Origin of the sequence: Clostridium sp. CX1 (assembly GCF_025398335.1) — a bacterium.
GTDB classification, from domain to species: Bacteria; Bacillota; Clostridia; order Clostridiales; family Clostridiaceae; genus Clostridium_AM; species Clostridium_AM tanneri.
Map to the genome: position 1 here is coordinate 19,862 of NZ_JAODOO010000015.1, position 22,183 is coordinate 42,044.

General features: G+C 32.1%; 19 protein-coding genes and 1 other annotated feature. Of the genes, 12 read left to right on the top strand and 7 right to left on the bottom strand.

Going from position 1 to position 22,183, the window contains the following annotated elements:
* Positions 1-3: 3 nt before the first annotated feature.
* From N4T77_RS15280 to N4T77_RS15290, 3 genes are read left to right on the top strand one after another with little or no spacing between them, the layout of a single operon-like run.
* Positions 4-1,164, top strand: a complete 1,161-nt coding sequence (locus N4T77_RS15280) for a Ger(x)C family spore germination protein (RefSeq protein ID WP_261672697.1) — start codon at positions 4-6, stop codon at positions 1,162-1,164.
* Positions 1,165-1,177: 13 nt separating this feature from the next.
* Positions 1,178-1,390, top strand: coding sequence for a hypothetical protein (locus tag N4T77_RS15285; RefSeq protein ID WP_261672698.1), 213 nt, complete (start codon positions 1,178-1,180; stop codon positions 1,388-1,390).
* A gap of 9 nt (positions 1,391-1,399) precedes the next feature.
* Complete coding sequence (locus N4T77_RS15290) at positions 1,400-2,476, top strand: endospore germination permease (protein WP_261672699.1); 1,077 nt, start codon at positions 1,400-1,402, stop codon at positions 2,474-2,476.
* 294 nt (positions 2,477-2,770) lie between these two features.
* Here N4T77_RS15290 and N4T77_RS15295 read toward each other — a convergent pair whose 3' ends face one another.
* The gene (locus N4T77_RS15295) at positions 2,771-3,895 is read right to left on the bottom strand and encodes a radical SAM protein (RefSeq protein ID WP_261672700.1); all 1,125 of its coding nucleotides are present in this window, start codon (positions 3,893-3,895) and stop codon (positions 2,771-2,773) included.
* A gap of 317 nt (positions 3,896-4,212) precedes the next feature.
* Here N4T77_RS15295 and dut point away from each other — a divergent pair, with 317 nt between their 5' ends.
* Positions 4,213-4,653: a dUTP diphosphatase gene (dut, locus tag N4T77_RS15300; RefSeq protein WP_261672702.1), complete on the top strand. Its 441-nt coding sequence runs from the start codon at positions 4,213-4,215 to the stop codon at positions 4,651-4,653.
* A 177-nt stretch (positions 4,654-4,830) separates the two neighbouring features.
* Here the strand turns inward: dut and N4T77_RS15305 are convergent, their stop codons facing one another.
* Positions 4,831-5,262 (bottom strand): pyridoxamine 5'-phosphate oxidase family protein, encoded by a 432-nt coding sequence (locus tag N4T77_RS15305; protein ID WP_261672704.1) that lies wholly within the window; start codon positions 5,260-5,262, stop codon positions 4,831-4,833.
* Between the two features lie 137 nt (positions 5,263-5,399).
* On the opposite strand from N4T77_RS15305, the gene N4T77_RS15310 reads away from it, so the two are divergent.
* Positions 5,400-6,335, top strand: a complete 936-nt coding sequence (locus N4T77_RS15310) for a YafY family protein (RefSeq protein ID WP_261672705.1) — start codon at positions 5,400-5,402, stop codon at positions 6,333-6,335.
* 141 nt (positions 6,336-6,476) lie between these two features.
* Here N4T77_RS15310 and N4T77_RS15315 read toward each other — a convergent pair whose 3' ends face one another.
* Together N4T77_RS15315 and tyrS are read right to left on the bottom strand one after the other, a co-directional pair.
* Positions 6,477-7,151: a bifunctional 2-polyprenyl-6-hydroxyphenol methylase/3-demethylubiquinol 3-O-methyltransferase UbiG gene (locus N4T77_RS15315; protein ID WP_261672706.1), complete on the bottom strand. Its 675-nt coding sequence runs from the start codon at positions 7,149-7,151 to the stop codon at positions 6,477-6,479.
* Between the two features lie 43 nt (positions 7,152-7,194).
* On the bottom strand, positions 7,195-8,406 hold the full coding sequence (gene tyrS, locus N4T77_RS15320) for a tyrosine--tRNA ligase (protein WP_261672707.1): 1,212 nt from the start codon (positions 8,404-8,406) through the stop codon (positions 7,195-7,197).
* An 87-nt stretch (positions 8,407-8,493) separates the two neighbouring features.
* Positions 8,494-8,752: a binding site (T-box leader), on the bottom strand.
* Positions 8,753-8,997: 245 nt separating this feature from the next.
* On the opposite strand from tyrS, the gene N4T77_RS15325 reads away from it, so the two are divergent.
* The 4 genes from N4T77_RS15325 to N4T77_RS15340 all read left to right on the top strand — a co-directional run bounded on the left by N4T77_RS15325 (position 8,998) and on the right by N4T77_RS15340 (position 13,611).
* Entirely contained in the window at positions 8,998-10,107 is a 1,110-nt protein-coding gene (locus N4T77_RS15325) for an acyltransferase (protein ID WP_261672708.1), read from the top strand.
* 199 nt (positions 10,108-10,306) lie between these two features.
* A complete protein-coding gene (locus N4T77_RS15330) occupies positions 10,307-11,515 on the top strand; it encodes a DUF4178 domain-containing protein (RefSeq protein ID WP_261672709.1) in 1,209 nt (402 codons plus the stop codon).
* Positions 11,516-11,532: 17 nt separating this feature from the next.
* Positions 11,533-11,955 carry a DUF350 domain-containing protein gene (locus N4T77_RS15335; RefSeq protein WP_261672710.1) on the top strand — a complete coding sequence of 141 codons (423 nt, stop codon included), beginning with the start codon at positions 11,533-11,535 and terminating at the stop codon, positions 11,953-11,955.
* Between the two features lie 129 nt (positions 11,956-12,084).
* Positions 12,085-13,611, top strand: coding sequence for a polyamine aminopropyltransferase (locus tag N4T77_RS15340; RefSeq protein ID WP_261672711.1), 1,527 nt, complete (start codon positions 12,085-12,087; stop codon positions 13,609-13,611).
* A gap of 124 nt (positions 13,612-13,735) precedes the next feature.
* Here N4T77_RS15340 and N4T77_RS15345 read toward each other — a convergent pair whose 3' ends face one another.
* Both N4T77_RS15345 and N4T77_RS15350 read right to left on the bottom strand, forming a co-directional pair.
* Complete coding sequence (locus N4T77_RS15345; RefSeq protein ID WP_261672712.1) at positions 13,736-15,517, bottom strand: M3 family oligoendopeptidase; 1,782 nt, start codon at positions 15,515-15,517, stop codon at positions 13,736-13,738.
* A 389-nt stretch (positions 15,518-15,906) separates the two neighbouring features.
* Entirely contained in the window at positions 15,907-17,322 is a 1,416-nt protein-coding gene (locus N4T77_RS15350) for an IS200/IS605 family accessory protein TnpB-related protein (protein WP_261672713.1), read from the bottom strand.
* A gap of 510 nt (positions 17,323-17,832) precedes the next feature.
* Between N4T77_RS15350 and N4T77_RS15355 the strand changes: the two genes are divergently transcribed.
* Positions 17,833-18,510 (top strand): hydrolase, encoded by a 678-nt coding sequence (locus N4T77_RS15355; RefSeq protein WP_261672714.1) that lies wholly within the window; start codon positions 17,833-17,835, stop codon positions 18,508-18,510.
* Positions 18,511-18,548: 38 nt separating this feature from the next.
* Here the strand turns inward: N4T77_RS15355 and N4T77_RS15360 are convergent, their stop codons facing one another.
* Positions 18,549-20,057: a YfcC family protein gene (locus tag N4T77_RS15360; RefSeq protein WP_261672715.1), complete on the bottom strand. Its 1,509-nt coding sequence runs from the start codon at positions 20,055-20,057 to the stop codon at positions 18,549-18,551.
* 557 nt (positions 20,058-20,614) lie between these two features.
* On the opposite strand from N4T77_RS15360, the gene N4T77_RS15365 reads away from it, so the two are divergent.
* Together N4T77_RS15365 and N4T77_RS15370 are read left to right on the top strand one after the other, a co-directional pair.
* Positions 20,615-21,262 carry an amino acid ABC transporter permease gene (locus tag N4T77_RS15365; RefSeq protein ID WP_261672778.1) on the top strand — a complete coding sequence of 216 codons (648 nt, stop codon included), beginning with the start codon at positions 20,615-20,617 and terminating at the stop codon, positions 21,260-21,262.
* Between the two features lie 85 nt (positions 21,263-21,347).
* Positions 21,348-22,124: an amino acid ABC transporter ATP-binding protein gene (locus N4T77_RS15370; RefSeq protein ID WP_315903177.1), complete on the top strand. Its 777-nt coding sequence runs from the start codon at positions 21,348-21,350 to the stop codon at positions 22,122-22,124.
* The last annotated feature ends 59 nt before the right edge of the window (positions 22,125-22,183 follow it).

Genomic DNA, 22,183 nt, shown 5'->3' on the forward strand with positions numbered 1-22,183 from the left:
ATAATGAAACATAGAAAAAGTATTTTTATATTATTAACTATTGTTTGCAGTGTATTGCTAAGCGGATGCTGGAGTTATAGTGAGATAGACGAGAGATTAGTGGTTGGGACTGTAGGCATAGACTATGCTAAAAAAAAGGATATGTATAGGATAACTATAAGAGCTATAAACGCAAAACCTACTGCCAGTGGTATTGAATTAGTTCCTGTAGTTATATCCACTGAAGGAAAAAGCGTATTTGAAGCAATAAGAAAATCTGCACCTTTATATGGAAGAAAAACTTATTGGAGCCACCTGCAGTCTATTATAATAAGCGATAAAGTAGCTCAAGAAGATGTATTTAAAACATTAGATTTTTTTTATAGAGATGCCGAAGTAAGGCAAGATAACATGCTCTACATCAGCTGTGGTTCATCGGCAGAAGAGGTAGTAAGATTAGAGGCTGTCTTACAGAAGGAAAGACAATTTACCTTAAGGTATGCCATGAGAACACAAAAGTTTGTGGGAACATTTCCTGAGCAGGATTTAGTGGAATTTGGGTCTAAAATTTTAGAGGAGACTATAAAGCCTATTGTACCGATTATTACAATTTATAAAGACCAAGGAAAAGATATGATTAGAATAGAAGGGTCTGCAGTATTCTTAAATCGCAGAATGGTAGGAAAACTTAGCCCCCATGAAACTTTAGTGGTAGTGCTTTTAAGAAATGAATTTAAGAACCCTTTGATGGTTAGTACAATTAATGAAGGGAAAGATCTAACAGAAGCTAAGTTAGCAACTATGGAGATTTTTGACTCAAGAACTAAAATTAAGAGCAGTAAAAAAAGCGATGGTGAAAATATAAGTGTATTAGTGTCTATAGAATTAAATGCAGGTGTTGGTGAGATGAATTACCCTATGAATTATGTGGATGAGAAGTCTATAAAAAATCTTAAAAATACTGTAGAGGCTGATATAAGAGACCATATTCTTAAAACTGTTAAATTTGTTCAACAGGACTATAAATCAGATGTATTTGGTTTTGGAAAGGCTGTGGAAATTAGTAACCCTAAACTATGGAACAACTTAAAAAATGAATGGGATAAAGAGTTTAGTAAAGTGCCAGTAGAGGTACAGGTAACGGTTAACATTGAAAATACGGGAAAAGTGGTAAGTACAGAATAGGGAGAGGGATTGTTTGGCTATTACATTTGTTATTATTGGATATGGAATTTTATTTATGATTGATGGTTATCCTGTATTGAAAGAGTATAAACTAAGGAAATTCTTACCCTATGCTATAATTTTCTTAATAGCTTTTATTTTTAGCTGCTTAATTGCACTAGAAATAAGGATACCTAGTCCTTCAGAGGGGATTAAAAAAGTTATAATGGTTATTACAGGGGAGTAAAAGAGTATTATGAAAGAGGAAATATCATCCAAACAGGCAGCAGCTTTAATTTTAGCTTTTATTTTAGATGGAGCAATAATATTTCCAACTGCAATAGAAGCACAAAGAAACTCATGGATTTCTGTAATTATTGCATTAGGAGCAGCATACATACTTTTCATGCTTTATTATAAAATACAATTAATTTATGAAGGTGAAGACCTATATTCAATAAATGAGAAGGTTATGGGGAGGATTCTAGGAAAGGTTATAAATATTCTGTATGTATGGTATTTCTTGCATTTAGGGGCACTTACATTAAGAGACTTCGGGGAGTTTATGAATACATTAACTATGCCTGAAACTCCTAGAATGGCAATTATAATTTTATCCGCATTAACAGCAGTATATATGGTAAAAAAGGGGTGTGAGATTATAGCAGAGTTTTCGTTATTTGCTACCGTAATTACTTTGCTTACTATGGGCATTCTTATTACTCTGCTTATATCAAAGATAAATATATATAATGTTCTCCCCATAATGGCACAAGGTATAAAGCCTGTTCTGCTAGGAACCTGGTCTACGCTTACCTTTCCCTTTGGAGAATGTATTTTGTTTATTACTGTGTTTTCTAAAATAAAGAACAAAAAAGCGTTAAAAAAGGGGTACTTTCTAGGATTAACTTTAGGTGGTGTGCTGCTAGTGATAAATAGCTTTTTCCAAGTGTCTATATTAGGAGAAAAAATACTGGGTTTTTTATATTTCCCCTTTTACACATTACTTAGCAGAATTAAAGTAGGAGAGTTTATTCAAAGATTAGAGATAATTGGAGGAGTAATTTTAAATGTTTTCGGAATGATAAAAATTAGCTTATGTCTTTATGCTACTTCTCTAGGAATAAGCAATATGTTTAAAATAAATAACTATAAAATATTATGCCTTCCAGTAGGTTTAGTAATGCTTAATTTATCCAACATACTATATGAGGACATAATGAGTTTAGTTTCATGGACTGCCAAATATTATAAATACTATGCCCTTCCTTTTCAGCTTTTCTTTCCGTTATTAATATTTATAGTAAGTAAAATTAGAAACCGAGTCCCTTAAAAAGGTGTAGGAAAAACTAAATAAAAAATGGGGGAGCATTTTTAAATAAGCAAGTTTTACTTAACAATTTTTATATAACAGGCTGTTTATCTATAGTTTTAGTTATTTTTTGTCTCTGGCAAAACAACTATGTTGTTATAACAAATTATGCCTATGAGAATTCAAAAATTCCGAGAAACTTTGAAAACTACAAAATTCTTCATATTTCAGATTTGCAAAATAAAAATAATGCCGCCTGAACCTAGTAGGTTCTTGACGGCAAATTTTTTTCTTGAAAAGAAATGATAAAACTTTCTAAAAAATCATTTCTCCTGCTTTATAGCCCTCAGGTAATTCTTCTTCACTTAAAAATTTGAAATTCTCATCACGTAGTATTGGTAAAAATACTTCGTATGGAATCCTGGAAAACTCACAGCCATAGTTACTAGCTCCGAACCACTTACCCTCTTTACTGCTCAGGTTTAAGTCTCTTGCAAATTTTGTATTGTTTGAGCAACTATGAACTGCTAAATCCCAGTTTTCTTCATCGGCTATTTTCATGAATTTAAGAGTTAACTCCTTACTCCAAATCGGAGATATATAGCCATGTCTTGTAATATACATGTTTTCACCATAATAATTGTCTATGTTATTCTCATTTAAATGTAATTCTGCACAATTGATAAAATCAACTTTTGTTTCGAAGATTGCTTGTTTTTTCTTAAAAAACGCTTCGAAAAACTCAGGAGTCATTGGAGTTTCAATACCTACATTTTTAATATATTTTTTCGCTATTCCAATATTTTGAATAACCTTGTCTGAACAATTAGAGGCACCAAGATTGAAACGTATCTCGTCAAGACCAGCTTCACCTAATGCTTTCAATGTCTCTTCAGTAGCTAAAGTTCCATTTGTGTATAGATGTTGATAAATTTGAGCATCCTTAAATTTTCTTATAATGGAATAGTATTTTTCAATTTCCATAAAGGGCTCTAAATAAACATAGGAAACGCCAGTGGGTTTCTGGTGGATGGAAAGAAGTAAATCAATATCCTTCTCATAAAATTTTGTACCTCCTATTTCCCACATACCTTCGCCAACGGGAGAAATATTATCTAGTTCTCCATAATTATAACAGAACTTACACTCTAAATTACATTTGTTCGTTTTCCTAATTGCATTCAAACCGGTTCCCAACAGGCAAGAACGACACCCCTTTGAGAATTTGCTTTCATTTCCCACAAAAAAAGTTCTATTCTCCAAAGTTTTTAAACTTTTAATTTCTGACATTAATGTATCATTTCTATGATCAACCGCTGCCTCAATTTGTGCAAAGGTAGAGTAAATGATTTCTTGTTGTTTTGTCATTAGTTCCTCATCCTCTGGCAATATTGAAAAAAATTCAAACCACATCAACGCATCTTTTTTTGAGATTTTCATAAAATGTCCTCCTCTAGTTAATCCGCCTAAAGACTTAATTTTAAGTCTTCTTGCTATGCTTTTTCACATACTCTTCATCAAAAGACATACATGAAACAATATAATTATATAACAATTGTGTTGTTTTGTATGTAAATAAAGAGTTCAATTTTCAACATTATTCTTTAACGTAACCTTCTATCAATTAAATCACCCTTTCATAAGATTAAGTTTGTTGAATAGAGAGGCATAAAAACTATATTTTTCCTTAGAAAGCTAGTAGTTTTCCCATCTCTATTTTATAATAGATTAGTACTAAAATAGAGAGGAGCACAACTATGAATAATTCTATAACTTTAAAAATAAAGAAAGTAAACCCTGATGCAATAATCCCTCAATTTGCCCATGAAGGCGATGCAGGGATGGATTTGTTTTCAGTAGATGACTTAGACATAAATCCAGGTGAATGCAAGCTTATAAAGACGGGTATAACAATAGAGCTACCTAAAAATACAGAAGCGCAAGTTAGACCAAGAAGTGGATTAGCTTTAAAACATCAAATTACAGTATTAAATACACCAGGAACTATAGATGAAGGTTATAGGGGAGAAATCGGTGTAATTTTAATCAATCATGGAAAAGAGTGTTTTTCGGTAAAGAAGGGTATGAAGATTGCACAAATGGTGATTAAACCTATACTAACAGTTAAAATACAGGAAGTCCAAGAGTTAACAGACTCTGAAAGAGGGACTGGAGGATTTGGATCTACGGGGGTTTAACAGAAATTATAACATAAATAATTTGAACTCTAGCTCAATTTTCCTTGAAGGCTGAGCTAGAGTTTAAATTCATAACATAAGCAAATAGAACTTATGAACTTAAGGGTTATAATTTTAGTAAAACCTATAGCAGTTGTTAATAAAAAATAAATTATATAAGCTAGATTACAGAGTATCTTATAAAGTTATTTTATCGTGGTGATTAACATCTAAAATTACACTAGCTTCTTTAAAATGAATCTCGTAAAGAGTTAACATATCTCCAGCCTGTGTTATTAACATTTCATAACTTGGAAGCTTTTTAGTAAATTCATTTTTTAAATCAAATATAGTTAAGTTACTTTTTTCAACTTTAGCATTAGTGACTCTAACGTGTTCAGAGTTTTCATCTGGAACTTTTGGCACTGTTGTAAATGCTACCGTATTATTTTCTAAGAACTCCGATGTTTTAGGATTAGTTTTGAAGGATGCAAAATAAACAACACCTTTGTTTTCTGGATTATAATAAAAGTTTACAATTCTAACATTGGGTATATTATTCACAGTAGTCGCTAGGGCTATATTAGTAGTTTCTTCCATTATTCTATTAAATTCTTTTAAAAAGTTCATTTTCATTCTCCTTTGTAAGTTGTTTGAAACTACTATTAGAGTTTCTTATTTAATATAGTATTATTCTATCATATAACCTTGACAGCAGTATGTCAGGGTTATATGATGAAATATAAATTAACAAAGGATTGATATAATTGAAGATAGATAGAATAATCTCCATTATTATGATATTGCTTCAACGTAAAAAAATTAGCGCAACTAAGCTTGCTGAAATGTTTGAAGTAACTCCCCGAACTATATATAGAGATATAGAAACAATAAATACAGCAGGTATACCTATAATTACTTACCCCGGAGTTAACGGTGGCATTGGAATTATGGAAGAATATAAAATCGATAAGAAACTTTTTACTACCTCCGATATCATAACTCTTTTAATGGGCCTTGGAAGTATCTCCGGAGCAATGACTAAAGACGAAATTACTAATACTCTTGCTAAAGTGAAAGCTTTAGTTCCAGATGAAAAGATTAGAGATATTGAATTAAAATCAACACAAATTTCTATAGACCTTACCCCATGGATGGGAAACAAGAATTTGCAGCTCAACCTTGAAAAAATTAAAGAGGCACTTAATGAAAAAAGATTACTAGCCTTTGAATATTACGATCGTGGTGGTAAAGGAAGCAACCGAAAAGTTGAGCCTTATAGGCTGGTATTAAAGGAATCAAATTGGTATTTACAGGGTTACTGTGATTCTAGAGAGGATTTCCGTATTTTTAAACTATCTCGTATTTCAGCCCTTAAGATTCTTGAGGGTACATTTACTCCACGGGAGTTTCACGGCAAGGCCTTAGGATCTTGGGAATATATAGAGAAAAACATTATTACAATTAAGCTTTTAGTTGATGAATCTCTAAGAGATAGGATGATGGAATACTGCGGAGAAGAAAATATTCAGTCCTATGGAGATAGTAAATTAGTGGTGAACTTCCCCTTTGTGGAAGATGAATTTGGATATAATCTCTTGCTTAGTTTCGGTGATAAGTGTAAATGTTTAGAGCCGGCACATGTACAAGAGGAGATTATTAGAAGGATTAAAGGGTTGTTAAGGATTTATAACTATCAGTAACATAAGAAGATTGCTGATTATATTGTTTTGATTTTTAGTAGATGCTCTACCATAAAAAATGCACCTCTAAATATTAGATTTCTATCTAACATTGGAGGTGCACTTTATTTGTTCTGTATTTTTTCAAGCAAAAGTAATGTTCTATATATGGTTTTCCCATACCAATAAATATCTCCAGAAGAGCTTACGTTTAACTATGGCTGTTGGTATATGCTTTTTAACTAAAGCCTTTATCTCTCTTATTGTCATATAGGTATCATGTTTGCCATGTCTTTGCCAAACTTCTTTTGAATGAGCATCATCTTTCTGTAACCTGCCATTCTTTATTAAATTCATTATAATATTAGGAAAAAAAGCACTGGTCCATATAACATAATCGGTGAATGACTCAGCTTTTGCAAGGTCTAGTATAATCAGCTTTCCACCCTTCTTAAGCTTATCTTTGGCAAAAGATAAAAGCCATTCATAAGGTAAATGATGTGCTGTTGCTGTTGTAATGATAACATCAATACTATTATTTTTAAACTCCATATCAAGAATGTTTTCACAAATGTATTCGATATTTTTATTTGGGTGTAAAATTTTTGCCTTTTCAATCATCTTATCAGCAAGGTCAACTGCAATAACAGCCTTTGATCTTTGAGACAGTAAAAATGAAAGTTCGCCTTTACCACAACCGATGTCAAGGCAAGTTTCTATATTATTTGACACAAGTTTTAAGAGCTGTTTAAAATAGCAATTATTATGATCCCATTTTAACTCTTCAAGTTGTGAAATTTTATTAAAGTCATTTTTTACAATATTGTAATCTTCCATGTGCATAACCCCCTTAATATAAATAATGGTATTAAAGCAGCTGTTATTTTATAAGCTTTACAAAGCGCTTCTTTCCGATTTTCATCACATCGCCGCAAGTTATTACTCTGTCTCTATGACATGATGTCAGTTTTTCACCGTTTAACTGAACCCCGCCTTGGGTTAACAATCTCATAAATTCACTTTTACTCTTTACAAAGTCCATCTCCATCAGTTTAGGGATAACATCGAAAATAGTATCTTTTCCTGTTTCTATTAAGAGTTCTGGAATGTCATCAGGAATAGATTTTTTACTGAATGCTATATCATAATAGTCAACTGCTTTTGACACATCCTCTGGACTATGATAAAGTGATGTAATAATTTTAGCTAAGAGATATTTAATATCCTTAGGATTTGCACCATTATCTAGTTCTGTTTTGATTTTATCAATTTTATCAGGATGCTCATCAGTAGTTAACTCAAAATATTTAATAATAAGTTCATCAGGAACTTCCATAACCTTCTTAAACATTACCTCTGCAGGTTCGCTAACGCCGATATAATTACCAAGGCTTTTACTCATCTTTTCCACACCATCTAGACCTTCAAGGATAGGCATAAAGATTGCAATTTGCTGCTCCTGACCTAATGTTTTCTGAAGGGTTCTGCCCATAAGAATATTAAAGGTTTGGTCTGTTCCACCTAATTCCATATCAGCTTTAAGTTCAACAGAATCATATGCCTGCATTAGAGGATAGAAAAATTCATGAATTCCTATTGGAATCTGATTTTCATATCTCTTTTGAAAATCATCTCGTTCTAAAATTCTTGCAACGGTAGTAGTAGCGGCTAACTTGATAACATCCTCAAAGTTAAGTTTAGAAAGCCATTCGCTATTAAAACGAACCTCTGTTTTTTCCGTATCAAGCACTTTAAAGATTTGCTGACAATAGGTTTTGGCATTTTCCTTTACCTGTTCATCAGTTAGAGCCACTCTGCCCTTAGACTTTCCTGTTGGATCACCAATTCTACCGGTGAAATCACCAATGATAATTACTGCACGGTGTCCTAAGTCCTGCATTTGTTTGATCTTACGGAGAACTACTGCATGCCCTAGATGAATATCCGGTGCCGAAGGGTCAAGTCCCAATTTGATGGTTAGAGGTTTGTTCTGCTCCAATGATTTTTCCAGTTTTGCTAGTAACTCTTCCTGGTTTACAAGGGTGTGTACCCCTTTGCAGATAATTCTCATCTGTTCCTTTGCTGTTAGCATATTTAACATCTCCCTGAAAATATTATTTTTAATATTAGCAAGGTCTATAAGAAGATAAAAGTAGGCAATAAAAAACTCGCCCTTTAGAAAAAGGACGAGATAAAATTCGTGTTACCACCTTAAATTTATAAACAACTCACATTGCTTACCTTATCAAGTACGTCACCATAAGATGAGATACTTTATCACGATAACGGGTGAAGATGCTCCGTCGCAGCCTACTAAGAAAAACTATTCGGTGCGAAGCTCAAAGATGTATTCACAATCGCTAACCATGCACCTCTCATCATGCGGTAACTTTCTGTTTGGTATACTGATTGCTACTAGTTCTTATCGCAGCTTTTATTTCTTATACTCCGAAATGTAGAATACCACAAATCTTCGTTATGCAGATATTAAATTATTGAAATTATACTCTATTGGTTGTAATAAGTCAATGGGGTAATAAAGAGATTCTACTAATTGATTTGGGTGTAAACTGTGACATAAATTTTTAAAAATAAATAAAAGTATGTTAGAATAAGCAGTATGAGTTTAAACTGTTGAAAATCAATTGTAAGCAGGATTTTAAGAAAGGAACATTGGTAAAATATGAAACGAGAAAGACTAAATGAAATTGATATTTTGAGAGGAATAGCATTTATATTTGTTGTAGTACAGCATACCTTAGGGGGATTTTCTAATATTAAGGGACTTCCATACTCTAGCTATACAGTAATGAAGATTATGTATGTTATGGGTAAACCAGCAGTGCCTATGTTTTTGTTTATCAGTGCAGTAGCTCTTTTTTATGTAAGTTTCAACAACTTTGATTGGAAAAAGTATTATGCAAAAAGAATAAAATACATACTTATACCTTACGTCATGTGGTCTGCAATAAATATGATTAAACTTGGGAATGAAGAGAGGTTTAAGGACTTTATAGTTCAGGTTATTGCAGGAAATGGAGCCTTTCATCTTTGGTATATGGGAATGGCTCTAGGACTATATCTTATATTTCCTATACTACTTTGGATTGCTAAAAGAATACATTCTTTAGATATTAAAATTAGGACAAGCATCTTTGTTCTATTACTATGTTTATATTATCAAATATCAAAGTATCAGTCAGTTATTTCTGATAACACAGCGAGGTTTATATTTGGAACGCCTACAGAAGTACAGCAGAGAATTATAAATATATCTATATTATTTTGGTTTATATACTTTGTGTTAGGAGTGTACTTAGCTTTAAATTATGGGTATATTAAGAAAAAACTTGTAGAATTTAAGGTTGGTATATATGGAGCTTATGGACTGCTGTTTATATATGCTTATCTAAATGAGATAAATAAAGTGAAATATGTGAGAATACTATCCTTGTTATATATGATAGTTTCTATATTAGCATTTTACTTGATCTCGGTTAAACTTGTAGAAAAAGTTAAGGTTTATAAGTCAATGAAATTTATCGGCGATTATTCCTTTGCTTCATATATGGCACATGTTATTGTTATAAACTATGTTGCCAATGATATTATGATAAGATTCAATACTAGAAATTACCTTATAGTAGGAGTTTTAACCTTAATTATAACAGTAGTAGTAACCCCTGTTTTTATTAAGCTAATTAGTTTTATTCCTTTTTCAGAATATATAACCGGTAGCAAAGTGTCTCGTAAGAAATTCATTATAAAAGAAGAATACTCAAAAACAGCCTAGTGTTTACATAAGTTGTACATCATAATTAAAGGGAATGGATTATTAATTATTCAACTACCCTATAATAATATCTCAGGATTTGGAAAGAAAACTAATGAGAAATAATGGATATATTCCGTTAATAATGTATAATATTAGTATAAGCTTAAAGATTATTCCAATTAGATAATAAGGGGTAGTAAAAGGCAGGTGAGATGGGATGGTTAATAGTAATATATCACTAGACTTAGGGTCTGGTATTAAGATAAAGGGATTAAAATTTACTATAGATGGATACATAGTATTTAGAGATTCCGATGGCGCAACATGGACTGAATATAAACTGAAAAGTAAAGAAAATTTTCAAATACGATGGTTAACTGTTGACAAATTAAATAACCAGTACGCTGTTTATAGTGAAGAGTCCTACAGCAAAGGGTTTCTAGAAGAGAATATTAAAAGTAAGGAATATAAAGAAACAGAAAATAAGTCAGCGAAGGTAGAAGACTATAGAGGAAATGTAGATGTAGATCTAGGGGAAGAAGTATTTTATAAGGAGTACGAGGATATTACAGAAACATTGTTAATATCAGTAGAGAATTGGGGCGGACAGCAGGAGTTTTCAAAGGGGTATTATATAAAGGAAAGAGATATTCAGAAACTAGAAGAGGAACCTATTAATAAGTATAACCCATCTATACTAAACAGTACTAAGAAAAACAAAATAGATGTAAAGCTTGTATTTATGACTATTTTTGCTCTTATAACAATAATATTAACTCTAAGGTCCTGTGTGTTAAACAACAAGGATAACAGACTATCTAAGTTTATAGCTTCAAACAGTGACTTTAAATATGAGACTTCTATAACTTCGGATTTAGACCAAAGTAAAAAGGCTAATGTGTACTCTGGAAATATGACAGTAGAGGAAGCAGCTAAGTTAATTATATCTGGGCTAGAAGGAAACATAGAGGACGTCCAAGAAAATCAAGAGGATGGTACAGTAGGGTTATTAACAAAGGATGAAATGGCATTAGTTTATACAAGTAAGGACTCAAAGACATTGATACAGGTTAGTTCAAGAGAGTATGTTTATTCAAGTAGAACTACAGTGTATAGTGGGAGCAGCAGCACAAATAACTACTACAGAAGCTACTATTATAACAGAGGCTACAGCCAAGATCAAATCAGGTATAAGGATTTAAAAAATGGCTATAGTGATTACAAGAGTGGTAATTTCTCACCAAGTAATAGCAATAGTGATTATAAGAGTGGTAATTTCTCACCAAGCAATAGCAATAGTGATTACAAAAGTGGAAATTTTTCACCAAGCAGCAGCAATAAATATAAAATATATTCTGACAGCATAAGACAGAGCAGTGTAAACTCTAGGTCATCATCAGGGGATGGAATTAGTTCAGGTAAATAAAGAAAGGGGGTTTATAAATGCATGATATACTAAATACCATAATGTATTGTGGAATAGGAATAGTTTTAATGAGCTTGGGAACTTTTCTAGTGGATGTAGTTATACCTTGCCATTTCCCAACAGAAATAAAAAATAAAAATGTGGCAGTAGGCTATATAACAGCAGGCATATATATTGGAGTGGGAATAATTCTAAAGGGGGCAATAATGTCTCCGGTAATAGGAACTTCAACGGCTACTTTATTAGAAGGAATAATGGGTACAATGATATACTTCTTTCTTGGAATTGCTGCCTGTATCCTAGGATATTTGGCTATGCTGGCAATGAATAAGAAATACAACCTAAATAAGGAGATAGCAGAGGGAAATCCTGCGGCAGGGTTGATGGTTATGGGATTGTTTATAGGGTTGTCAATAGTAATAAGTGGTGCTATTTATTAGAAAGATTATAGTAGTTTTAAAGAATTTCATATATAAATAGACATATAGAAATTTAAATTCTTAAAGCGCCTCTATATCCTAAAAACTCGGACATATTTAACTAAATATAAGAGGGTGCAGGTGATACAAGTGAATGAAGTTAAAAAGTTCAATTACAAATTACTAATGTTAACAACCTTAATAATTTCAGGCTGCTCCATTATTTATGAGGTATTGATTAGTTCCGTTAGTTCATTTTTAGTAGGAGACAGTATAAAACAATTTTCCATAACTATAGGTCTATACATGAGCGCCATGGGGCTAGGTTCATATCTATCTAAACATATTAAAAGCAAACTTTTTGATTGGTTTGTTGTTGTAGAAATAGCTGTAGGAGTGTTGGGAGGGATAAGTACCTTAGTGCTATTCCTCTCAAATATTTATATTAAAAGCTATGAATTAATAATGTACCTAGAAATAATTGGTATAGGCACCTTGGTAGGACTTGAGATACCCTTGTTAACCAGGGTTATAGAAGATAACACAAAAAACTTGAGGGTGACCTTGTCTACTATATTTAGTTTCGACTATATAGGAGCATTAATAGGCTCCATAGCCTTTCCGTTAGTACTGCTTCCCAAGTTTGGATACTTTACTACTGCTTTTTTGATAGGAGCTTTAAATATAGTAGTTTCTCTTGTTATAATTTATGGCTATAAAGAATATATTAAAAACTTAAAAAGTTTTAAAATAATCTCTATAGTATTATTCATATTAATGTTTATCGGAACAATTTTTTCTGATAGTATAGCCAGCTCTATAGAAGGAAAGCTCTATAGAGACAAGATAATTTTATCCAAGCAAACTAAGTATCAAAATATTGTAGTTACAAAACACAAGGACGATTTGCGGTTGTTTATAAACGGCAATATACAGTTCTCCGCCAGTGATGAATATAGATATCACGAGACCTTGGTACATATACCAATGAATGTGGCTAAGAAAACAGAAAAGGTTCTTGTATTAGGCGGTGGAGATGGTCTTGCTGTTAGAGAGATATTGAAATATCCACAGGTTAAAAAAATCACCTTAGTGGATTTAGACAAGGAAATGGTACAGCTAAGCAGTACAAATCCCCATATTGTAAAACTAAATAACCAATCCTTAAGTGATAAAAAGGTAGAGCTTGTATATAATGATGCTTTTAAATTTGTGGAAGGGAATAAAGAAATCTATGATGTAATAATAGTAGATTTACCAGATCCGAATAATGAAAGCTTAAACAAACTGTATACTAGTGTATTTTATAGATTATGTGGTAATAATTTAGCTAAGACAGGGGCTATGTCGGTACAATCAACAAGTCCATACTATGCAAGACAAGCGTATTGGTGTATAAATAAGACTATTGAAGAGGAAGGTTTTAATGTAATTCCATATCACGTAGAGGTGCCAACCTTTGGAGATTGGGGCTTTCAGTTGGTAACAAAGGTACCCATAGATGTTGAAGATATTAAATTAGGTGTAGAGACAAAGTTTTTGAATAGTGAAACTGTAGATAGATTATTTAAGTTTAGTAAGGATGAAATGGTGGATAAGAAGGATATAATGACAAATACCCTAGTAAGACCTCAGCTTTTAAGATATTATTTAGAGGCTGTGAATGTATGGAGATAAATAAAAAATAGTAGCATCCATTTGCGTTGGAGAGGCTACTATTTTTTCTATAAGTACCAGAATAAATGTTAACAATACTAGCAGAAACAAACCTGCTTATTAAATATATATAATATTTATGATTTTACAGATACTCCTCACTTAACTTCATAAACTTATTAATATCTTCTTCCATAATTCTTAAGGAACTTCTCCAGAACTCTATGTTCTTAATATTAATATTCATAAGCTTAGCCACATCTGCAAGGTTCATTTTCCCGGTAGCTTTTAAAAGCTTATCATAATCCTCTATAAAGGCCTCTCCTCTTTTTAAGTATTCTGCATACAGACCTTTAGCAAATAACAATCCAAAGGCATAAGGGAAGTTATAGAAATTATAGTCTGCATCATAGTAATGAGGCTTACATATCCACATATAAGGATGGAGATACTTTTCATCAAGACCATCACCATAAGTATATTTTTGAGCTTCTATCATAATTTCATTTAATTCTAAAGGAGATAAGGAACTGATTTCCCTTCTCTTAAATACTTCACTTTCAAAGTAGAATCGGCTGTATATATCTACAATTATTTGAGCGTAGTCACCTATTTCGCTTTCTAATATGGTAAAGGCTTCTTCTTTCGAAGCATTTTTAACTGCAGCCTTTTTAACTATAGTTTCACAAAAGGTTGAAGCAGTCTCTGCAATAGGCATTGGATAATCGCTGTTTAGAATAGCTTCATCCTTTAAGCATTCGCCGTGATATCCGTGTCCAAGCTCATGAGCAAGGGTAATTACATCATCAAATTTATCTCCATAGTTAAGCATAATTCTGCTTTCACCTATGCTGTGAAGATTAGAGCAGAAGGCACCGCCTACCTTACCTTCTTTAGGTTTTACATCAATCCAGTTATTATCAAAAGCTTTTTTAGCATAGTCAGCGAGCTTAGTACTAAAGGTTTTAAAGTTTTCATAGACAAATTCCTTACCTTTTTCATAAGGGAATTCCATATTTGATTTACCTATTGGGGCAAAGATATCGTAGAAAGGAAGTCCGTTGTTTTTCTGAAGCAGCTCCCCTTTTCTTTTAAAGTATTTTCTAAAGCTAGGAAGGCTCTCCTTCATAGCAGCAAGCATTGCGTCTAGAGTTTCTTCATCCATTCTGGAATTTATTAGTGCTTCTTCTAGGGGAGATTTATAGCCTCTAAGCTTTGATGTTGTTATGACTTCTCCCTTTATTCCGTTTAAGCAGGCAGCTACAGCTTCTTCTATTTTTTTATAAGAATCTAGTTCTGCTTCATAAGCCTTCCTTCTTGTTTCCTCATCCTTTTCGTAGGCCATGTTTCTTATAACTGTAAGTGGCAGCTGTTTTTTCTCTCCATTAAGCTCTATATCAACTTTTACTGAGGAAGTTAGCAGGTCTCTTAATTTTGCCCAAGAGCTAGAGCCGGTGTTTTTCATTTTAGCAATTACAGCCTCTTCTTTATCACTTAAAACATGTTTACTATTTAATTGTATTTCCTTTAAATAAAAGGAGTGTTCCTTAAGTAAAGTAGAATGTTCTATAAGGTTATTTAGGTTGTTTGTATTTCCAATCCACTTTTTAATTTTTGCATCAGCTTCTGCAAGAGAGGCGTACTTTTGCTCTAATATTTCAAGGTTTTTTAATGCTGCGTTGTTGTTAGTTTCAACACTTAAGTTCAGCTGACAAAAGGCAAAAAGCCTGCTAAATAAATCCTCCAGTTGGCTTTTTAGCCTTATAAATTCTTCAAGATTTTTTATAAAGTTATCACAGTCTTTAGTGAAAGTTTCTACCCACTGGATGAAATTTTGTATAGAATTATCACATTCCCTTAAGTCCTCTTTAAAATTTTTACTTTCAAAGGATTCGTAAAGTTCCTTTAAAGACCAATTTAAGTTCATAGAAGTACCTGATTTCTAAAACTATGACAAACTGAATTTTTCATAGTTTTTCGTTCTATTAATCAAATAGAACGGTAGTATCACAGGATTCAACTACTAGGATTAAGACAACCATCTTAAAATCTCGCTTTACATTAAAGTAATGCCTTAAGCCTTCTTTAAGGAAACTCCTTTTCGTTCCTCAAAGGAGTACTCGAAGAGCAAGCGACCACTATAAAATCTATGATTTTGAGTGTCTGCTTAACCGATTCGCACAAAATCATAGATTTTGGCTCTCTGCTTAAGTACTGCAAGATTATGGGTGTTACCCATTCCTCAAATATATTATTCCACCAGAGCCTTTCCTTCTAGGTGTACTCTGGCAGTTCTTATACCTTAAAGGTTGAGATTTATGCTATTCCTAATATTTGTTTCCTATTCACTATCCAAGAATCAGGATTTTCACCTACCTTTCTCTTTATAATTTTATTTATATAATTCCATTTACTCCATTCATTCTTTTGATTAAATAACCCAATGTTATCTATAAGTTTATCTTTTAATATCCTAGGTATTCTTTCTTTAAACTTATAACTTCGTCTAGCTATTACCATGGCAGCACCATTATGGACTTCCATTCCATATTGATGGCAATATTTATATAATCCTATTTTACTTGTATACTGTGGTTTTATTTTAAGTAATTCTATGCCCTCTTTATAACAAGATGTTTCAATCATTGTCAGCAGTTTTGAGTATATAAATCCATGCTTTACTCTTGCGAATTTACGTTGAACATCTTTATCATTTTTGAATTTTAAGTTCTCAATAACTAACCCACAATTATAAGCTTTAGCTATTAAAACAGCTTTCTTAACTAATTCACCACATAAGTTTAATCTTCTATTACTTCTAGCATATAATAGTTCATGTTGTTTCAAGTAAGTATGCCATTTGTAGTTACCTTTGTTATCTATCATAGTTAAGGCAATACCATCTGGATTGGTATCTATACCTATAAGGCCATTATGTCCTGTATATACTTCATCTGATTTTGCTAATCCAAAGGTTATATGGCAATAATATTTGTCTTTTTTCTTAATCATTTCTACTTGATAAGCTTCACCAGTAGCCAAATGATTTAAAAATAGGCTTCTATAATCAGTTCCATTTACCTTACCAGTTTTTTTAGACAACTTTTGTGGCAAATATATAGGAACCTCTATTTTTACTGCTCTATTATTTTTAGTTTTTTCAAGGGTAGATATCTGTAGATAACTCATGCCATTATTTATTATTACTCTTAAATTTGGATTACCCTTTTTAGTTTTATCTCCTCTTGAGTATATACGATTATTTCTGCAAGCTTTCCATTCTTCATTAGATATTAGACCCTTGCACCTTTTTAAAAACATTTGTTTAGTTCCAAAAACTACAGGTGGAATAGCATTAGTATGGATGAATTCCTTAAAATAATTAGCTTTTCTTTGTCTTCTATCTAACTTTTTAAGCAAAGAAGTTCGTTTCTTTTCTGATAGACTTTTCTTCCTATCCTTTAAAATATTTTCGATTTTAGTAATCTTTTTAACGTAATTTTCATAATTCATTTTTACTAATTCTTTTTGTGAAACAATAGTTTGCCTTGCACTTTCTACTGCATCTTTTGCCTGTCTTATATTAAGATTAAATTTAAAAGCTACATCTTTTTCTAAATCTCCAATTTTATGACCTTGTAATATTCTCTTAAAAGAGTATCTTATAGCAGTAGAAAATACCAACATCATATTATCTATAATTTTAATTTGATTCTTTGTTTGATTTATCAACAGTGCTTTTATTGTTAGTTTCAATAATTTCTCACTTACTTTCCTTTAAATCTCTAATATTTATTTTTATATATTATCAATACTAATGTAATTACTATTTTATCCATTTTAACATAATAATTATTCTGATTCCTAGCGGCATTAATACTGTTTTATTAGAAACATATTTTTAGAAATAAGGTTTTATAAGATACTTGTATTGTATGATTTTTAAAGAAGTACCACAAGAAATAGATTTGACACATGGCAGTTAACTGCTACGCAGCATTATTAAAGTCATCATCTTAAACTATATTAAACGAATAATAATATTAGGGTTAATCTATCAGCTTAAGTCATACTTTGTCATATTTATTAACAACTGTTGCTACCTCCTGATAAAATTAATATCTTTAGTATTAATAAATTCTGTGGCAAATAAATGAAAAAAATATTGTTATATATTTTTCTATGGAATATTTTCGACAGTTAAGATAAAATAATATATAATAGGTTTTTTTGGAGGAAAATATGAGCGAGAAGATAAGTAAATTTGTGCCAGAAATAAAGGGAACTCTTAGAGACAAAATAATAGTTGTTCCAGAAGCTATAAGAGCTGCAAGCGGCATTAAGGTTTTTGGAAAGAGATTAAAGTCTTTTCTATTTACCACAGATGTTGCTGTTATAAAAAACACTAATGCAGATGCCATAATGGCTGTATACCCATTCACTCCGCAACCGGTAATTACAGAAGTTTTAGTAGCTGCTTCTGATGTACCTATTTTTTGTGGCGTAGGTGGTGGACTTACTATGGGAAAAAGAGTTGTTAACTTAGCTCTTGATGCTGAGTTCAAGGGTGCTATGGGAGTTGTAGTAAATGCGCCTACATCTAATGAGGTTATAGAAGCGGTGAGGGATACTATAGATATTCCTATTATAGTTACAGTAGCGTCTGAAAAAGAAGACTTTGAGAAAAGAATAAAGGCAGGAGCTACAATATTTAATGTATCTGCAGGTAGTAAAACTCCAGAGATTATCAGAAAGATAAGAAGGGATCATCCTAATTTTCCAATAATGGCTACTGGAGGAAAAACTGAAGAAAGTATAAAAGAAACAATTGAAGCAGGAGCTAATGCGATTTCATATACACCGCCAACAACTGCTGAGTTATTTAAAGAAATAATGCTTAGATATAGAAGTAATGGATAATGGAGAATGAAGAGTTTAAACCTTCATTCTCCATTTTTTTAGAAGGCTGCTTGAATTAGCAGCATTACAGCTGAGAAGACTGCGATATAACCCATTAGCGGCATTATAAATTTCAGCCACTTGTCGTAAGTTACATCAACCATGGCTAAGGTAGCAAGGATAAGTCCAGTAGGAGTTATAAATGCGATTAATCCTTGTCCATATTGATATGCACTTACAATAACATCTCTGTTCAAACCAACAGCGTCAGCAAGAGGAGCCATAATTGGCATAGATAGCACTGCAAGGCCTGATGAAGATGGAATAAAGAAGCCAAGAATTATGAATATTAATAGCATCACAATGACGAATATGCTTTTGTTCATTCCTTGAACTGATCCTGATGCTGCGTTAAGGATTGAATCGGAGATTAAACCGTTTTCCATTATTAGGTTGATTGCTCTTGCAACTCCTACAACTAGTGCAACACTTACTAAATCAGCAGCACCGGCAACAAACTTATTGACAAATTCCTTTTCTCCTAGACCAGAGAGTACTCCAAGGATTATTCCAACAGCTAGGAATAGTGCAGTCATTTCAGTAAACCACCATTCTTGGGAGGAAACACCCCAAATCATTACCGCGAAGGCACCACCAAATATTAAGAGCATTAGTTTGCGTCTAAAAGTAAATTCAGGGATTTCTTTATTAGTATGATCCTGCAAAAACCTTTCTTCCAGTTCTTCCTTTTGATCATATATTAGTGATTTAGTTGGATCCTTCTTAATTTTCTTACCATAATTAACTATATAGATAATAGTTATTATTGTTGCAATAACTAAACCTATTGTTCTCATTGTAAGTCCTTCGGTAAAGGTTATTCCCGCTGCATTTGAACCAATAACTGATGAGAAAGGACTTACTGTAGCAAACATTGTACCTATGGAAGATCCCATATAAAGGGCAGCTATACAGACAATGGCATCATAGCCTGCTGCCATAAAGACAGGTACTAGTATTGGATAGAGGGCAATGGTTTCTTCTGCCAAGCCAAAGGTTGTACCTCCTAAAGCTATTAATACTGTTATAATAACGATTAGTAAAAATTCCTTACCTTTTGTAGCACGGGAGAGGCTTGCAATACCAGCATCAAAAGCTCCGCTGTTATTTAATACACCAATACATCCACCTATAATAAATACAAACAAAATAATATCCACTGTGTCATAAACACCTTTTAGTGGAGCTTGTAGTACATCTATTGGGCCTTGAGGGTTTTGGGCTACCTTTTCATAGGTTCCTGGAATCGCCACAGGCTTACTGATGCTTCCGTCCTCAAATTTTTCCAAATCGACTTTAATTCCAAGTTTATCTAAAGTTCCTTGCTTACTTGGCATTTCATCTACAGAACCATCTGGTTTTGTTACTGTGAAAACCTTTTTATCTGTATCATACTTTAATTTTGAATAGGAACCAGCTGGCACTATGTAGGTAAGAATAGCTGCCAAAATTAAAACTATAAATAGTACAGTAAAGGCTGTAGGAAAGCCTCTTTTCTTTTTACTCATAATAATTTTCCTCCTAAAATTTAATGATATTATTTTACATTATATAACTTTTGTGGTTAATTTTCAATAATACTGATTTAAAATGTTAAAAAAGGCAAATAATTGTATTTTTATACAAAAAAATGATGAAAATTGAATATATTAAAATTGGTGATAACAACTTCAATATATATAATGGTTTTTTATGATATTTTTATATTTTTAACCATTGTTGTTTAAACATATTTGCAATAATAATCTCATTTTTATACTTTTAAAAATTTTATATTTATACTAATTGATTAGTGAACTTTTTTAAGTAATATGCATAATAATGTATAGAGGATATTTAGAAGATTCCTTTTTGTGTCTAAGTGTAGCTCTCTGTCAGAAGTGATTGCATATCAGTTGATTCAATAACATGTTAAACTAACAGATAAAAAGGTGCATAAAAAAACGAATAAAAATTATAAAAATGTATTGAATAAATATAATATATGTTGTATAATTATTTACAACATAAGAATTAAATTTTGTACTTATTATTTTGAACTTTAAGGGGAAGGGTCGTGAGAATTGTGGAAATAGAAGTAGTTAAAAATACATTACCTATTCTGTTAAAAGGATGTGTAATGACCGTAGAGCTTACTGTTATTACTTTAATTATGGGAACCATATTAGGAGTGTTCCTTGCACTTTTAAAGCTTGCGAAGAATCCAGTATTAAGATGGATATCAAGCTTTTATACATGGATTTTTAGGGGAACACCACTGTTATTACAATTATTCTTTTTCTACTATGGACTACCTTTTATAGGAGTTAAGTTAACGCCCTTTCAGGCAGCAGTTATTGGACTAGGTTTAAATTGCGCTGCATATATGGGGGAGATAATAAGAGGTGGAATTCAGTCTATAGATAAAGGACAGTTTGAAGCAGCCAAGGCTTTAGGTTTTACTTATGGTGATACTATGAAGAGAATAATATTACCGCAGACATTTAAGGTAATAATACCACCAGTAGGGAATGAGTTTATTGCAATGCTTAAGGATACCTCCTTGGTATCAACTATAGCTATGGTAGAACTGATGAGGTCTGCTCAACAAATGTATGCAACTACCTTTAAGCCTATAGAGGTATTTTTAACAGCTGGTTTATTATATCTTATTATGACAACAATATTTACAGCAGTTTTCTCATTCTTTGAAAGAAAATTGGCTGTCTACTAAAAATATATCTAATTATTATAGATAGCAAAGAGAATTTAAATATAGATAAGTGATACATCTTATTTTAATAAGGGGGAAGAGATTTATGGAAGGTGCATTACAAAATAATTGTATAGATTTTTCACCTAAGAGTTATATGATAGAGGCTACTAATTTAACTAAAAAATTTAATGATCTTACAGTTTTTGAAGGCTTAAACGTAAAGGTTAAAAAAGGTGAGGTTTTAGTTGTTATTGGACCATCAGGTTCAGGTAAGAGTACTTTCCTAAGATGTCTAAACCATCTAGAGGAAATTAGTGGTGGTAAGGTAGTTATTGAGGGAGAAGAACTTAATCCAAAGGATAAGAAATCAATAAGAAATATTACCACTAAGATGGGAATGGTTTTCCAAAACTTTAATCTGTTCCCTCACATGACAGCAATTCAAAATGTAGCAGAGGCGCCAGTTGTGGTTAAAAAAGAAAATAAAGGTGAGGTATTAGAAAGAGCTAAAAAGCTTTTAACTAAGGTTGGCCTTGAGGATAAAGTAGATTATTATCCATCAAAACTTTCTGGAGGACAAAAACAAAGAGTTGCTATAGCAAGAGCACTTGCTATGAATCCAGATATAATGCTCTTCGATGAACCTACATCAGCACTAGACCCTGAGCTTGTTGGAGAAGTTTTAAATGTAATGAAGGACCTAGCGAAAGAAGGAATGACTATGGTAGTTGTTACTCATGAAATGGGTTTTGCAAAAGAGGTAGCTGACAGAGTTATATTTATGGATGGAGGAAAGATTGTTGAACAAGGAAATCCTGAGCAAATTTTTTCCTATCCAAGAGAAGCAAGAACAAAGGCATTTTTAGAGAAGGTTTTATAATAAGAAGTTTATAACACTTACAAGTGAGTTATATTTGACAAATTAATTATAAAATAATT

Excerpts from the sequence above, each read along its gene's own strand:
- N4T77_RS15290 (WP_261672699.1), top strand. The coding sequence starts at position 1,400 with ATGAAAGAGGAAATATCATCCAAACAGGCAGCAGCTTTAATTTTAGCT.
- dut (WP_261672702.1), top strand. The coding sequence starts at position 4,213 with ATGAATAATTCTATAACTTTAAAAATAAAGAAAGTAAACCCTGATGCA.
- N4T77_RS15330 (WP_261672709.1), top strand. The coding sequence starts at position 10,307 with ATGGTTAATAGTAATATATCACTAGACTTAGGGTCTGGTATTAAGATA.
- N4T77_RS15295 (WP_261672700.1), bottom strand. The coding sequence starts at position 3,895 with ATGAAAATCTCAAAAAAAGATGCGTTGATGTGGTTTGAATTTTTTTCA.
- N4T77_RS15345 (WP_261672712.1), bottom strand. The coding sequence starts at position 15,517 with ATGAACTTAAATTGGTCTTTAAAGGAACTTTACGAATCCTTTGAAAGT.
- N4T77_RS15305 (WP_261672704.1), bottom strand. The coding sequence starts at position 5,262 with ATGAACTTTTTAAAAGAATTTAATAGAATAATGGAAGAAACTACTAAT.
- tyrS (WP_261672707.1), bottom strand. The coding sequence starts at position 8,406 with ATGCTAACAGCAAAGGAACAGATGAGAATTATCTGCAAAGGGGTACAC.
- N4T77_RS15280 (WP_261672697.1), top strand. The coding sequence starts at position 4 with ATGAAACATAGAAAAAGTATTTTTATATTATTAACTATTGTTTGCAGT.
- N4T77_RS15355 (WP_261672714.1), top strand. The coding sequence starts at position 17,833 with ATGAGCGAGAAGATAAGTAAATTTGTGCCAGAAATAAAGGGAACTCTT.
- N4T77_RS15360 (WP_261672715.1), bottom strand. The coding sequence starts at position 20,057 with ATGAGTAAAAAGAAAAGAGGCTTTCCTACAGCCTTTACTGTACTATTT.
- N4T77_RS15325 (WP_261672708.1), top strand. The coding sequence starts at position 8,998 with ATGAAACGAGAAAGACTAAATGAAATTGATATTTTGAGAGGAATAGCA.
- N4T77_RS15370 (WP_315903177.1), top strand. The coding sequence starts at position 21,348 with ATGGAAGGTGCATTACAAAATAATTGTATAGATTTTTCACCTAAGAGT.
- N4T77_RS15315 (WP_261672706.1), bottom strand. The coding sequence starts at position 7,151 with ATGGAAGATTACAATATTGTAAAAAATGACTTTAATAAAATTTCACAA.
- N4T77_RS15335 (WP_261672710.1), top strand. The coding sequence starts at position 11,533 with ATGCATGATATACTAAATACCATAATGTATTGTGGAATAGGAATAGTT.